Origin of the sequence: Rhodocytophaga aerolata (genome assembly GCF_030503435.1) — a bacterium.
Classification (GTDB): Bacteria; Bacteroidota; Bacteroidia; order Cytophagales; family 172606-1; genus Rhodocytophaga; species Rhodocytophaga aerolata.
Window position 1 is genome coordinate 14,773 of the sequence record NZ_JAUKPO010000035.1, and the last position, 14,951, is coordinate 29,723.

The following is a 14,951-nucleotide window of genomic DNA, read 5'->3' on the forward strand; positions in this document are numbered from 1 at the left end:
GCAATTATGGAAAAGACAAAGACATTCCGCTTTAATTCATTGTCCGAGTTTCACGAGTTTTGTAATCTTCCCAAACCGGAGCATCCTTTGGTAAGTCTGATCGACTATAGTAAGGTGAATTACCCTTCGAATGACAGCGAACTGAAGTGGATTCAGAACTTTTATTCCATTGGATTAAAGCGGAATGTGAATGCCAGATTCAATTATGGCCAGCAGCCATACGATTTTGATTCAGGTGTGCTGACCTTTGTTTCCCCACTTCAATTTCTGAAATTAGAAATCAAACAGGACATTGAAGTAGAGCCTAAAGGCTGGTTACTGCTGATCCATCCCGATTTTTTATGGAAAACTCCTTTATTGAAAAAGATAAAATCGTATGATTTCTTCCAATATGCTGTACATGAGGCACTTTTTCTATAAGAAAAAGAAGAAAAAATGATTGTTGATATTCTTCTTAAAATTGAACAAGAGTATCAGTCAAACCTTGATAAATTCAGTCAGGAACTCATCTTAACTCAAGTAGAGTTGCTCCTGATTTATGCTGAGAGGTTTTATGAAAGGCAGTTTATTACCCGAAAGAAATCCAATCATGAAATATTGACACGTTTTGAACAAGTGTTTTCCCGGTATTTTGAAAGTGGCAAGTTATTGGAAAACGGAATCCCAACGGTAACAGCTATTGCAGATCAATTAAATATTTCACCCAATTATTTAGGCAGTTTGCTACGGATACATACCCGGCAAAACACACAGCAGCACATTCAAAACAAAATGATAGATTATGCCAAAGAATGCCTGAGCACAACCAATTTGTCAATAAGTGAGATTGCCTATGAGTTGGGTTTTGAGCATCCTCAATCTTTCAGCAAATTATTCAAACAAAAAACAAATCAAACACCTTCGGAATTTAAACAGTCTTTTAACTGACGGATAAAAGCCCGGCTGCTAACAGCACCTAAGAAAACATGGGATGCGTAGTGGTTTCCGAAAGGTTTGTTCTTCTTAGCTTCCTTTGTCACGGGCGGACAGGAAAGCGCTCCGAAATGCCCCAGGTTTCTTAGCCGCAAAGCGTAAGCAATCAAACAAATTAACTCTAATCTTAAATTTAAATACGTTTATCCTTGATTTGAAAACTTTATTCCTTGATGCATCTATTAGTTTTGCATAAAAAACAAATAGGGTATTAACATTAATTCAAAATGTTAATACCCTATCAAAGAGAAACTGTTAAAAAAATTAACTGTAAACTTTTCCTATAAATTGGTTTACGCTCGTTGGCTTTCTTCCTAGTAAAATTTCCAGTGTGTTATCTTCCAGATCTATCATACCTTCTGCAACACCTGTGCCCCACATCCCAAACATACCTATGTACATTTGTGGAACACCTGATTTTTCAAGGATGGCGTTAAATTCTTCAATATCAGGAGAACTATAGTTTACCTCTTTGTTTAAAGCTTGAGAGATATAGGTAGCTATTTGCTCAAAGCCAACAGATAAATTGTTGGTCAAATGATACGTTTTGTTTTCATGGCCTTTTGTAGTAAGTATATTAACTGCTGCTTCAGCAAGTTCTTCACGAAGTACCCAACTCGCTTTACCATCTTGAGCAGGGAACAATATAGTACCTGTTTCTGCTACTTTTTCACCCACGAAAGCAAGGATCATTTCCTGATAGATACTATTCTGAAGAATAGTATAGTTTAAACCACTTTCTTTAAGAAACTTTTCTGATTCTATATGAGAATTTTGGAAATCTGCTATAGCAGAATTTTCATATCCCTCCTTCCTTACAAAAGATGTATACGCGATATGCTTTACATTAGCTTCTTTCGCTGCTATTATAGCGTTGATGTGGTGCTTAGTACGGTTTTCAATCGCTCCACGGTCACTACTGGAAACCAATAATAGTTGATCTACTCCTTCAAAAGCTTTTACCATAGAATCAACATCCGCATAGTCGCCCATTCTTATATGAACTCCTTGTTCTGCTAAAGAATTGTGATTTTCCCCACTTCTTACCAATGCTGCAATATCGTTAGCTGCTACTCCTTTGTTTAATAAATGTGCGATGGCTTTCGAGCCAAAATTTCCTGTTGCACCTGTAACTAAAATCATAATTATTTTTTTTTGATAATGAGACAAAGCTAATGAGATTAATATACTTTTTATACTTTGTTCTTAATAGATACTAGTATACTTTTGTATAGTAAAATAAATGAACTCATACTGATGAATGATTTTCAAGAATTAATACGGAAGGAAGAAGAACAGCAACAGCGATGCCCACACAGCTATGTATTGGCTCTAACCGACACGATGAATGTCATTAGCGGGAAGTGGAAATTGCCCATCATTGCATCTCTATTACGTGGTAAAAATCGTTTTAAAGATTTACTGGATAATATCGAAAAGATTACGCCCCGCATGCTTTCTAAAGAACTAAAGGAGCTAGAGATGAATAGTATTGTGGTGCGTGAAGTATATGATCAAACCCCGGTATTAATTACATATCAATTAACAGAATCTGGTAAAAGCTTGGCCAATCTCATAGATACTATGATTAACTGGGGATTAACGCATAGAAGTAATGTATTATAATACATCTTTTATGATATGGAAACTTTGACAACTTAATAATGGAATTTAATTCATTATTAAGTTGTGATTTTTCGCTCTTTACTTTTGCTAAAGCTGAAATGAAAAATGTTAGTTAAATCAAACCGAAGATATGAAAACAGCTGCTCGCAAAGCAGTTGTGACATTAGCTATAAGTCCTGAGGCTATTGCCAATGCAGTAATTTACGCTATCAGTCAGCTCGCAGATGTCGAAATTGGTGACTTTATTATTCGTCCGTCAAAACAAAATCAATTAGATTCATAAAGGACAAGATGCAACGAAAGTTGAACACAAAATATATTAAAAACATATCAGAGCTATAGCGGGAATTGGGACTTCCCGCACCTGTGCATCCATTGATAGCATTAGTTGATTATAACAATCAATCTGCTAAAATGCTTCCAAAAGGAGAAAAGATCAGTATCTTTAAAAGAATTAAATTTCAACAAACATATCGGCAAACTGAAAGTAAAGTACTTCAAATCCCGCACTACGCTTATACTTGGCCGTTAGCAGCAAGGCTAAAAAAAACAATGACACACAACGATGAAACATACAACCATTTCAGAATAGCTATTCCAGCAGCCTATGAAAACGTATTTTCTCATTTCTATTTTGCCCAAAATCAATCCAACGAAATTGTAACAAAAACGCTATTACCCTCTTACCAAACCATTTTGATTTTCAATTTCGGAACAAAAGTATTACTCATTTCCAGACAACATACACAAATAGAAATTGACAAATGCCTGGTGGTGGGCACAATCAGAAAAGCATTTAATTACTCCTTACCGCCACAATCAAAAATATTGGTCGCTAACTTCAAAGACGATGCGTTTTACCGGTTCTTCGGCCATACTTCGCTTGCCCAAAATTTACCGTTACATCCTGATGAAGGGATGAACCAAAACTGCTTTACGGCCTTGTGGCATGAACTCAATAAAATGGATAATGTAGAGGGGCAAGTAAACTACATTCTTGCGTTTTGCACCCCTTATTTACGAGAGCGCGACACCATTGCCCAGCAATTGGCAAACTTTAAGCAGCAGTCGTTAAACCCAATCAAAGCCATTGCCAGCCACAACAAGCAAACAGAGCGGAACATCCAACTCAAACAAAAAGAACACTTCGGGTATTCAGCCAAAGAAATTAACCGCTACCAGCGGTTTTTAAAAGCCATTGAATACCTTGAAAACATGGCTTCCAGGGCTTCCAAAGAAGATTGGTTTACTATCATCCACGCTTGTGGGTACTACGACCAGAGCCAACTCATCAACGACTTTACCTATTACCTGAACCTGAGCCCGACAAAGTACCTGAAATTCCAGCAAGACGTTTGTAATCCGGTAAACTGATTTCGTTTTCTTCCAATTTTAGCCAGTTGCGACAGGCTACTTTTGCCCTATCCAATTAAAAAAGCAGAAAATGAAACATGTAATTATTTACGCTCATCCAAATGCACAGAGTTTGAACGGGCATCTGAAAAGAGTGGCTGTAGAACACCTGACTAAAAACGGACACCAGGTAGAAGTCCGGGATTTGTACCAACTCAATTTTAATCCGGTTCTTTCATCAGAAGATATGGCAGGACAGCGAAAAGGACAGGTGGTGGAAGAGGTAAAGAGGGAGCAGGAGTACATTGCCTGGGCAGATTGCCTTACATTTATCTATCCGATCTGGTGGACAGGTTTACCCGCTATACTGAAAGGATACATTGACCGGGTGTTCAGCTACGGCTTCGCTTACCGCTACGACCAGGGCATTCAAAAAGGATTGCTTGCAGGCAAAAGAGCGGTTATCATCAATACGCACGGAAAATCACATACCGAGTATGCTGATTGGGGAATGGACAAAGCGCTTTCACTCACATCAGACAAGGGTATTTACACCTATTGCGGTTTAGAAGTTAAACAACATTTTTTCTTCGACAAAGCTGACAGAGCCAATGCGGAAAATATAGAACAATGGACAAAACAAATCACCTCCATATTGTAACATCCATCTGTTACCTATCACCGGAACTGGTATATCGTCATATTCCCTGAAAAGGCACTATAAATTGAAAAGGAGATGTTTTCCGCAGGCCATACCAATTCCTTTTGCTTCCTGCTTCCGGAATGAGAATAGAGTCAATGGAGCAGCGGGAGCAAGTACCTGAAATTACCCTCTGTTCACATACTACTTTTGCCATTTGCCCGGATGGTAAAGCAGAATCAAGCTAGGTGCATAACCGCCTGCTTACCCCACACCCACCATGTTAACGGATAAAAAAACGGGTAAGGCATAGGTTCAACTATGCCTTACCCGTTTACTTGAGACTAATAGGGGACTTTACACCATACTTGGTAACAGCAATAGTTCGGCAAAAATTAAGCTGCAATAGTGCCAAAGGCTAAAAGCTGCTGTAGATGGGAATTATTTTTAGCTTTAATAACCATCCTGGAACTATCAAATAGATCCATTTTTAATAATATCTGCCAGTTCTGCATCAAATAGCCGCGCAAGTTCCCGGGCAGGTAAAATACGGCCTCTTTGCTGCGCATCGGTAGCCAGCTTATACCCCCATTCGGCGGCCGCCTTTCGTTGGGCAGGCGTACCGTGGTGTGAATTTTCCTTAAACTTGCAATCACCCAGATTAAAAAATAGCTCCAGGAATCGTTGCACGTTCTCCTCCTGCATAGCGGCGGCTCCCCGGGGGTGCGACAAGTAGTACGCGGCGTACGCATCGGCCATTAACTCGATGCGGCGGGCAGTTTTCGGGATGAATTCCTTACCCCTTTGCCATCCCCTGACTACTACACCCAGATCATATTGAATATGATGCCCATACTCATGGGCCAGAATCGCCTGCGGAGCAATGTCTCCGTAACCAATCGCATCAAAACCCTGAAAGAGACCATCTCCAATAACAATTTTAGCCGGTATCTGGCCAACACCTGCAATGGTTGTATCTGGGGGGGCCAATTGATTAAAAGTAAAAGCAGGATGATTTCCGTTAAGGAAGTCCGGATTCATTTGAAGTAAAATAGCTACCGAGTCAGCATAGGCATTAGCCTTCTCATCACTATAGCCTTCTGCTTTATACGTTGCAATAACTTTATTCCGGTCCTGCAGCATGGAACCACGAAAGGCGACCAAAATGATGTTGCCCAACTCAATATCCCAAAAACGTTTTAAATCTGTAAAGGTCTTATTTATCTGATCGGTATATTCACCGTTAGGACCAAAAGATTGGTTAGCAGCGCTGTTTTCAAAATACACTGAATGCAAAAAAGGCAACTCAGTTATTATTAAATTCGTATCCTGAAGTATGGGAATTATCTTTGGACCCAATCCTAAAATTTGCTGAAAAAAAATCCAGTTCCATAGCGGAGGGTCTTCGCAGGCAACAGAATCGACTTCAGCTAATTCCGGGTACGGATTATAAGCCGGCATATCAACCGGACTATCATGGTCTTTCTCACAACTAGAAAGCACAATCAAAAAGAAGGCAATAATTGTAGTAATTAATTTAAGATTTTTCATAGAGTTTGTTGGTTCTTGGTTAAGAATTTCTATCACGAAGGCTTTCAGTCCGGCCATTTAGCCCTAAAGGTTCGATCCTAAAAAAGCGGATTACTGTACCTTAAAACCCACGCTGAACGTGAATGACCCGGGACGGCCTCCCAACTCGGAGGTTATTTTCTCAAACCCGCCTTCATACCTGGCGTCAAACGTAAATTTGCCCAGGTCCATGCCCAGCCCGGCCTGATACCCAAACTGGTTGCGTTCAAATTGCGGATCGGGGGAAAGATTGTCTAAGACAGCCGCCTGATCGTTCAATTGCCGTGTGTACATCGGACCTGCTGCGATACGCAGGTTTATGCGTTTGATCTCAATGAGCTTGGCCCCAAACAGTAAGGGGAAGTCGAGGGAGTGTAGTTTTACCCTTCCGCTTACCGGGCTGCCGGCCTGATTTGAGGGATCGGCATCAAACGAAATTTTGCTTCTCCGCTCGCTGAAAAGGGCTTCGGGCTGCACGTAAAACCGCTTGAAGTTAACGCGCCAAAATGCGCCGGCCTGGTAACCAACGGCATACTGGTTACTGATTTCTGTGTCCGCGCTGGAAAAGGAAAGCCGGCTGTAATTGATGCCGAGCTTAGAGCCAAAATTGGAGGAAACTTGTGAAAAAGCGGAGGTGGACATAAGCATTATGCCTAATGCAACACCTAAATTTCTAGTGATTTTCATAAAGTTGATTTGTTTTGGTTTTTTAAAAAAAGAGTAGGCTGATACAGCCGTACAAACGACGACTGCACTATGAATGTGATAGAATAAGAATGACGAGTGACCAAAAGGGCACGTATCCGGACGAACTGGCTAATCAACCGGTTGACAAACCTTCGTAGCCGGCATCAACTTGTCCCATTGGTTTGCTTACCGGCTCTTGGTACCGAAAGGGGTACGCTTGATAAGGTAATCCAACGTACCCGAATAGGAATCCATTTGGTTACCAATCGCATTTCTGGACTTGGAGTAGTAGTTACTTCCCTGATCGGTATAGATGTTGAGGGAAACCCTGGTGTCGTAATTGGCGCTTGTGATGGTGTTATTACTCGAGGTGGCCGTACCAGAGGCTTTTGTTTCCTTGCTGTTTTTGTCCCGGGTTTGTTTTTCTTTGTCCTTATATATTGTTGAAGCGCTCCCGGTACTGATCGTGCCCTTATTGGTTACCTCCACGCTACCAAATACCACATACTCCACCCCCAGCACGAGGGCCAGTTCCTGGGGGTCGACTGCGGCGGGATCATTCATATCAATATTGTTTTTTGCCAGCAGCCTGTTTGTAGTCAGCGGGTCCTGCACAATGATGTTGGAAGTATTCTTCCGAAAGGAGCCCGCAGAACTAGATTGCAATTGTTTGCTCATCTGCTCAGTTTGCAAGCCAGCTTCATTGGTAATAAACCCAAAAGGCAACACGGCTATTTTATTTTTGCGGTCCACAGGGTTTGAAGCAGACCGGGACGGTGGGGAGGCCCCAGATGCGGCCCTTTGCGGGGCCTCATTGATCACTTCAACGCGGCCGCTGGCAAATTGAATTTTACTGATTTTCTCTTTTGGCAGCTCGTACTCAAGCTCCTCCCCGGTATACTTGAATTTGACTGAGTTTGCTCCCATTCCAATTACTTTTCCTTCTTTTCTTTCTCCATCCAGCATGATGACCGCGTCAGTTTTGCTCTGGGCAAAACCCTGTGTCACAATTCCACTGAGCATGAGTAGCATCAGCCATAAGATTGATAGATTGCAAATACGTTTCATAATTTTAGATAAATTGTTAAGTTGAAAATTGACTTTGTAAGCAGCCAGAACGGCATGAATGCTATTCTGTAAGTCCTATAACATCAAGTGAAGTGGTTACCATTGTCCCGGGAGAGGCTTTTGCTCCTGTGCTACGATGGCTGGTTGCCGGAATGGTGCTTTGCGTTAGTGCATTGGTTTGTGTTCATGATACTGTCTGTTTTAAGTGGTTCATGTTGATTACCATGTAAGGTTAGCCTGCCTCATCTTGTAATGAAAAAAATATTCACCAACACCTGTTTTGTAGCAACCAACAGTAAAATAATGGCCATTATCCTGGAGGCTTGCTGTACACAAGCGTGCTAATCGTTGAACCCTAGCCCTTCCAGGTGATTGTTATAGCTAAGACCAGACAATGTGAATCCTGTTTGGGGATACCAGATGTTTGGGTACTAAAGGCCAGTAAGGGGGCACATAAGGGGAAAACTACTCGCTTTTTCATACTTTTTCCCATGATAGATTGTTCGTATTGGTCCGGATTTCCGGTTCGCAGAAGTCATATCCAATATGAATGCGAGTCGAAAAGCAAAATAGTTAATTGAAAAAGATTGCTGACAGTGAAGGTTTTATATATTTTTTTTAACTGATCATTACTCTAAAAAGCTGTTTTAACTAATGTACTTACTCTATTGTCATGGTTTTTTGTAGATATCTCCGAGCTGATGTACTTGTTTAAGTAGTCAATGTGTATGCTGTTCAATGGTTAGTTAATTGAAGTTGTTTGGATAATATCTTCTAGCATAAAGTTTTAACCAGCTGATGAGAATATTTAATATACTGGTAAATAACTGACAGTAATCCTGCAGCACATTACCATTCATACCCTACAATCATAACTAAAACAGTGTAGCAAAATCTCTCTATAGCTCGTACGTACATAAATCACTTTGATTGGCATACGAAAGATTTTGTGCTACAAGGAGGTGTGTTAGCAGTTTCTGGCGCCACTATATTCATAGACAAACCTGTGTATAAATTCATGCTTAGCCATCAGTATCCGATAGCAAATCCTCTGGAGAGAGCAGAAAATTTCTTAGAGCAGTTGCAGAATAGCTGCTGTATGATGCCGACATTCAAGGCAAGTGGTGTCATTTAAATAATGACTGGCTCAGAGATACAAAAATTATGGTGGCGTTGGTTACCTGTTCTGTGTTATTGCAGACTATAGCTAAAGAGGCTATAGGTAGATCTTGTCCCGTTTCTGGAATAAGGGACTTTGCTTTTAAACCTTTCGGAGGTGCGGAATTTCTTTCCCTTCTGGGCATACGATCCTCTCTGTAGCTATCTTTTGGGTTTTAGCAAGGCAAGTAAAATTGATGCTTTTAGGAAAAGTGTTATATTCGTTTCCTGTGATCACCCAGAGTATTTGTAGGTTCATACTGGTTGCCGGATATACTTTTGGTATTGGGTATCTTGTATGAAGAGAGTGTCTTAATACTTTATCGGATACATTTCTGGCCCTACTCTATATCAACATCAATACCCCTAAAAAACCTTGGAATATAGGACACAAAAGTAGGTTCATAAATTGTTGAGGAAGACTATTGTAGCCCTAACTTTTCTTACCCTTTATGACGGATTTGGTAAGTTGTATTATCGTTTATCTGATGCCTCTGAAAAAGTTACAAAAACTCATCAAATTTAGCTAAGTGAACTTTGATTTTTTTAACCAGTTTTTGTAACTCCTGCCAATATGGCTGCTTTTGCTGGGAAGGCATAATGCTCAATTGATGGTATAGTTACAAAAAAGGCAGGTAATTTTTAAATCTAAATTTTAATTAAATTGTATTTCCTCCTACCAGATTGTAGTGAAAAATAGGTTAACTCTATATATTTCTGGAGCATGAGCATCTATTTAGCCCCTAGCTTATACTATACTATTTTTTGAAGCTGATATATCTAATGTCATCTATCGTATTCCGAATTTCTTGTTTGATGTATTATCTATAATCTAAGACTCTTCTATCCAATATCTATATGTATTTTCGAAGCCGTAGGGCTTAGAATTAAATGTTAAAAATGTAACAATCATTTATAGGATTGCTAAAGAAGTATTGTCTTTATGGAAGATAACAGAGCATATGTAAAGATCATGAACTTTACAAGAGGGAGTAGTTTAGTAATACTTTTTTTTAATTTTTACATTTTCTGTTATGGATTCTTTGAACAATTTAATCTTACCTCACCCTTTGCTGCAAAATTCATTCTCAGTTTTGGGTTTATTGAGATATATCAAATTAGTTATCTATCCAAAGGTGTTGCATTCATTTTGCTGCTTATTTCCTGTTTAGGGGTAACCACAAGTCAGACGGAGGAGATCACTTGGCGAGTAACATTACCTTATATTTTCTTTGGCCCAATTATTTATTTCGGTGCTGACTTATTGCTGAACCAGCCTTTGGTAATTTACCTGAAAGCATCCATGTATATGTTTTTTTCAATACTAGGCTTTCTGCTGATTTTACAAGGAGGGAACTATTTGTCAAGAATACTGAAAATAAACCTTCTCAACGATATTTTTAATGAAGAAAACCAGTCTTTTCCCCAAGAGGAACGGCTTATGCAAAACCATTATTCTGTAAATATCCCCACACTGTACACATTTAGAAAAAAAGTTTGCAAAGGCTGGATCAATGTGGTCAATCCTTTTAGGGGAGGAATGGTTCTTGGCACACCAGGCTCTGGGAAATCTTTTGTATTTATTAATGCCTATATTAAACAGCTCATTGCAAAAGGATTTTCGATGTACATCTATGATTATAAATTTGATGATTTATCCAAGATCGCATATAATGCCCTGATAAATAACTATGCTAAGTACCCTATTAAACCTCAGTTTTATATCATCAATTTTGATAATCCCCAAAAAAGCCATCGTTGTAATCCCCTGCTTCCTTCAATGATGAGTGACATCTCAGATGCTTATGAGAGTGCATCTACTATTATGCTCAACCTAAACAGGAGCTGGATTCAAAAGCAAGGAGATTTTTTTATAGAATCTCCTATCAATTTTGTTACCTCTATCATCTGGTTTTTGAAATTATATGAAAACGGAAAATATTGCACCTTCCCACATGTGATAGAATTCTTAAGTGCTAAATATGAAGAGATTTTCCCAATTCTGGGTGCTTATCCTGAAATAGAGGTTTATGTAAAGCCCTTTGTCTCCGCTTTTGAAAGTGGCGCATCCGAACAATTAGAAGGACAAATTGCTTCTGCCCGTATTGGGCTTGCCCGGCTTGCTTCTCCGCAACTTTATTGGGTAATGTCGGGCAATGATTTTACCCTGGATATCAATAATCCCGATGAACCAAAAATCGTATGTGTCGGCAATAACCCTTTAAGGCAAAGCATTTATGGAGCAGCCTTGGGACTTTATAATGCCCGGCTTGTTAAACTGATAAATAGAAAAGGCAAACTTCCTTCTGCCATGATCATAGATGAGCTGGCCACTATCTTTTTTAAGGGCCTCGATCAACTGATTGCCACTGCCCGGAGCAATAAAGTGGCTACTCTGCTTGGTTTTCAAGATTTTTCACAAATAGAGCGTGACTATGGAAAAGGGGAGGCTACAGTTATTGAAAATATTATAGGTAATGTGTTTGTAGGGCAGGTTGTAGGAGACACAGCCAAAAAGCTATCGGAGAGATTTGGAAAAATTAACCAGAAAAAACAGTCTATTAGCACCTCAAACAGATCGGGTACATCGGTAAGTATTTCAACAGGGCTCGATTACCGTATACCACCCTCTGTGATGGCGGAACTTTCTCAAGGCACTTTTGTGGGCGCAGTAGCAGATGACCGGGACCAGAAGATAAAACTAAAAGTTTTTCATGCTGATATAATAATAGATGAGAAACAAACTAGTGCTGAAACAGCCACTTACCTAGACATTCCAGATTTTAATAAAACTACTTTCGTTGATAGTATCACTAAGGAAGATAAGACAGATGAAGTTATCCAAAGAAATTACTACCAGGTTAAAGAGGATATAAAATATATTATTATGGAGGAGCATAAACGAATTTTGGAAGACGATAAGCTAAGGCACCTTATCAAGTGTAAACAAAGTGTCTGATAGCGATTAAAATTTCAATGTAGGAAAACCATGGGAAATATACACCTAAGCCAATATCAACATCTGCCGGATGAAAATACAAATGAGGCAGAAAAGAAGAGTTCTAATCAAGTAAAGCAAACAGGTTCTGTATACACAAAAGTTGATTACACCTCAGAAGAAAAAATTAGTAGTACTCCTTTCGGTGAAGAAGATGACAAAACCAAAAAAAAGAAAAATAAAGCAGAAGTAGGAGGAAATTTGGACGCAGCAGGGAAGGAGCAGAAAGGGCTTTTGGAGGACATAGAGGTGCTCGCTAACAGAAGTATACTTACGAATTTTTTACACAATTATGCTAAAGCTAAAAATGATATGATGACAGAACAGAGTGTGCAATCAAGCGAAAAATGGGAAAGTAAAAGTTTGACTGGCGAGGAAAATAACTCTACACTTAAAATTGAAACTCCCTTTCAATCCTATTTACAAACAAAACATCTAAAGCCTGACTGGGAAAGAATTAACCGTATAAAAGAAGATGGTCAAGGATTTACTTACAAAAATTTATTGGCTAATAATAGTATTATTGGTGAAAAAAAACAACATATTCCCTCTGAAACACATGAAAATGATCAAAGCAATGAATCGCCTAAAAACCAGGTCGAAAAAAAAATTTTCACTCTGCAGGACGTGCCTGTAAAACAATTTGAAAAACTTGGCATCTCACAAGAACATCTTATCAAGAATGGGATGCTGGAAAAATTACTCAAAGGTGAAAAGACATTACCGGTAGATAATCTTCAATGGACTAACCAAAAAGGGGAGATCTTGAAGTATAGTGCTACATTTTTCTTGGAAAAAAAACCTGATGGTACAGCTACACTTAAACTCAATTATCAACCTCACACTCTTATAAATAAGATTCCAACCAGGATACTAGGCTTTGAGCTTAGCAATGAGTTAAAAAATAAACTGGGAGATAAAGAAATGGTGGCATTGAAAGGGAATATTAGTAAAGGGGAGGGGCTATCTTTTTTGCAATTTGATAGATTTGAAAATAAACTTCAACTTATCAAACCAGACAGCTTCCGTCTTCCTAGGGAAATTAATGGTGTTAGGCTATCTGATGAGCATCAAAAAATACTCAAAGAAGGAAAAGAAATTAAACTCTCCGGAATGACAGCTACAGATGGAAATAAAACAGAAGCAATAGTTAGATTGAATTTTTCACAAAAAGCTATACAATTTTCTTCTCTTAATCCTGCAACTTCCCTGTTGCAAACTGCTACTTTGATAAGATCTGATATCAATTCTACCAAACAAACAAAAGGATTAATTGAGGATACCCAAGTGAATAGTGACAAAAAGACTAAAGGACAACGTTTGTAAAAGGTAATCTGGAAAAGCTATTGGAAGCCTATTTAAAAGTACCTGTTAGATTTATTACATAAGTGTTTTAATTGGAGGGCAAACCCTCCAAACCTCCCTTCTTACACGCATCGCTCAAATTTTGGCTTACGTCTTTATTACCTTCTTTTAACCTAGGTAATAAAGCACGTCCTACCGCTCCTGCAAACCTGCAACCTTAATCCGCAATTGGCTCTCTGTCCTGAGCTAAATACTTGCTCTTTTTATCGCAAGTATGCAGAGTAAATTTCTCCTTAAGGTTCATCCGGTTTAATTTTTATGACAAAAATGAGCCTTGCTATTCACCATAACAACTAATTAAGATCTTATTTTTGTATCAAATAGAATACAAAAAATGTTGCAAATATGATACAAAGTGTTTATCTTTACTATATAATTAAAAGCTAATAAACACCAACCCACCTGGCCACTTGTGCCGTTTCGTTCTTTGATAGGTTGAAATTGATGATTTATCCCGCGTTTTAAGCATATCTATTTGCTTGTAAATCACCAGACTGCCAAGAGTCTATCTGGCAGAATAAAACAATAATGGCCCCCAAAAATTGAAAGTCCGGCACAAACACTTGTGTAGTCCGAAATGATAGGGTATACGAATTAGTAACTGAATGTAGGGGAAATAGACAAAGGCACACTATAATAATTTCAACTTATAAATTAATCTTTATGAACAATTTATCACAGAACAATTTACAAGAAATAGTATTTAATAAGGCTTTTTTAAATGCCACTAATAACGATTTTGAAAAAAGGATAGCAATTATATGGGATAAAGTAAATCTTCTTAAGGAAATTGAATATGTACAAAATGAAGAGGATAAATTTTCTGTAGCCTACCGGTTCATGGAAATCGAATTAGAAAAAGTATGCAATGAAAATAAATTACTCAAACAAATAATAAAACCTTAGATCAAACTAACTAACGAAATTCAATTTTTTTAGAGCACCTACTTTGCAGAGTAGGTGCTTTTTTATTTCCACATAACCATTTACCTACATGTTAAAACAAGTAAACAAGCCAGTGCAAAGTAAAGATACGAAGCCTTTATACAATTTTATTCAGCTCGATAGGATTTATTATCCCCCTTATCTTGAGCACCTTTCTTTAAGAATCTATAGCAAAGTGCTTGCACGTATTGATAATTTCAACCTTTTATCTGGAATATCTACTCTAGTACTAGAAATAGCAACCATCTTTTCTCGAAAATCTTCGAGTATTCACAATAAAACCTACATACAACAGCCACATAATTGTTTAAGGTATGGATTTTATTTGCGACTAGTTGAGCAGCAGTACGAAATTCTTGAAAAATTTTACCAGCAGTCAATTATACAACTATCCATTCAGGATGAGGAAAAACAAACTTGTCCGTGTGGCTGGGAATGGATAGAAAAATGCTCAGGTTGCAAGAATGGGGAATTACTTATGCAAGACACCAACTCTATAAATTAATAAATGAATATCTCCTGTTGATACCTGACAGGTATATAAACCAAGACCTACTAAAAGTGGATAGC

The 14,951-nt window shown here is 38.5% G+C and carries 14 protein-coding genes; 10 read left to right on the forward strand and 4 right to left on the reverse strand.

The annotated features are described in order from the left end of the window. The first annotated feature begins 6 nt into the window (after positions 1 to 6). Together Q0590_RS37665 and Q0590_RS37670 are read left to right on the forward strand one after the other, a co-directional pair. On the forward strand, positions 7 to 420 hold the full coding sequence (locus tag Q0590_RS37665; protein WP_366970551.1) for a hypothetical protein: 414 nt from the start codon (positions 7 to 9) through the stop codon (positions 418 to 420). Positions 421 to 435: 15 nt separating this feature from the next. Beyond that, on the forward strand, positions 436 to 927 hold the full coding sequence (locus Q0590_RS37670; RefSeq protein WP_366970552.1) for a helix-turn-helix domain-containing protein: 492 nt from the start codon (positions 436 to 438) through the stop codon (positions 925 to 927). 309 nt (positions 928 to 1,236) lie between these two features. On the opposite strand, the gene Q0590_RS30845 is transcribed toward Q0590_RS37670, so the two are convergent. After that, on the reverse strand, positions 1,237 to 2,142 hold the full coding sequence (locus tag Q0590_RS30845; RefSeq protein WP_302041511.1) for an SDR family oxidoreductase: 906 nt from the start codon (positions 2,140 to 2,142) through the stop codon (positions 1,237 to 1,239). A gap of 87 nt (positions 2,143 to 2,229) precedes the next feature. Between Q0590_RS30845 and Q0590_RS30850 the strand changes: the two genes are divergently transcribed. The 4 genes from Q0590_RS30850 to Q0590_RS30865 all read left to right on the forward strand — a co-directional run bounded on the left by Q0590_RS30850 (position 2,230) and on the right by Q0590_RS30865 (position 4,612). Next, positions 2,230 to 2,598: a winged helix-turn-helix transcriptional regulator gene (locus tag Q0590_RS30850; RefSeq protein ID WP_302041512.1), complete on the forward strand. Its 369-nt coding sequence runs from the start codon at positions 2,230 to 2,232 to the stop codon at positions 2,596 to 2,598. A 130-nt stretch (positions 2,599 to 2,728) separates the two neighbouring features. Next, on the forward strand, positions 2,729 to 2,881 hold the full coding sequence (locus Q0590_RS30855) for a hypothetical protein (RefSeq protein WP_302041513.1): 153 nt from the start codon (positions 2,729 to 2,731) through the stop codon (positions 2,879 to 2,881). A 269-nt stretch (positions 2,882 to 3,150) separates the two neighbouring features. Further along, positions 3,151 to 3,972 (forward strand): helix-turn-helix domain-containing protein, encoded by an 822-nt coding sequence (locus Q0590_RS30860; RefSeq protein WP_302041514.1) that lies wholly within the window; start codon positions 3,151 to 3,153, stop codon positions 3,970 to 3,972. Positions 3,973 to 4,042: 70 nt separating this feature from the next. Further along, complete coding sequence (locus Q0590_RS30865; RefSeq protein ID WP_302041515.1) at positions 4,043 to 4,612, forward strand: NAD(P)H-dependent oxidoreductase; 570 nt, start codon at positions 4,043 to 4,045, stop codon at positions 4,610 to 4,612. Positions 4,613 to 5,065: 453 nt separating this feature from the next. Here the strand turns inward: Q0590_RS30865 and Q0590_RS30870 are convergent, their stop codons facing one another. The 3 genes from Q0590_RS30870 to Q0590_RS30880 form a co-directional block, all read right to left on the reverse strand. Continuing rightward, positions 5,066 to 6,142 carry a neutral zinc metallopeptidase gene (locus Q0590_RS30870; RefSeq protein WP_302041516.1) on the reverse strand — a complete coding sequence of 359 codons (1,077 nt, stop codon included), beginning with the start codon at positions 6,140 to 6,142 and terminating at the stop codon, positions 5,066 to 5,068. A gap of 90 nt (positions 6,143 to 6,232) precedes the next feature. Further along, positions 6,233 to 6,847, reverse strand: coding sequence for a porin family protein (locus Q0590_RS30875; RefSeq protein WP_366970554.1), 615 nt, complete (start codon positions 6,845 to 6,847; stop codon positions 6,233 to 6,235). Positions 6,848 to 7,033: 186 nt separating this feature from the next. Continuing rightward, on the reverse strand, positions 7,034 to 7,813 hold the full coding sequence (locus tag Q0590_RS30880; RefSeq protein ID WP_302041517.1) for a hypothetical protein: 780 nt from the start codon (positions 7,811 to 7,813) through the stop codon (positions 7,034 to 7,036). Between the two features lie 2,203 nt (positions 7,814 to 10,016). Between Q0590_RS30880 and mobC the strand changes: the two genes are divergently transcribed. The 4 genes from mobC to Q0590_RS30900 all read left to right on the forward strand — a co-directional run bounded on the left by mobC (position 10,017) and on the right by Q0590_RS30900 (position 14,886). After that, positions 10,017 to 12,032 (forward strand): conjugal transfer protein MobC, encoded by a 2,016-nt coding sequence (gene mobC / locus Q0590_RS30885; RefSeq protein WP_378410524.1) that lies wholly within the window; start codon positions 10,017 to 10,019, stop codon positions 12,030 to 12,032. Positions 12,033 to 12,062: 30 nt separating this feature from the next. Then, complete coding sequence (locus Q0590_RS30890; RefSeq protein ID WP_302041518.1) at positions 12,063 to 13,397, forward strand: DUF3945 domain-containing protein; 1,335 nt, start codon at positions 12,063 to 12,065, stop codon at positions 13,395 to 13,397. A 702-nt stretch (positions 13,398 to 14,099) separates the two neighbouring features. Continuing rightward, a complete protein-coding gene (locus tag Q0590_RS30895) occupies positions 14,100 to 14,342 on the forward strand; it encodes a hypothetical protein (RefSeq protein ID WP_302041519.1) in 243 nt (80 codons plus the stop codon). A gap of 88 nt (positions 14,343 to 14,430) precedes the next feature. Continuing rightward, the gene (locus Q0590_RS30900) at positions 14,431 to 14,886 is read left to right on the forward strand and encodes a hypothetical protein (protein WP_302041520.1); all 456 of its coding nucleotides are present in this window, start codon (positions 14,431 to 14,433) and stop codon (positions 14,884 to 14,886) included. Positions 14,887 to 14,951 lie beyond the last annotated feature (65 nt).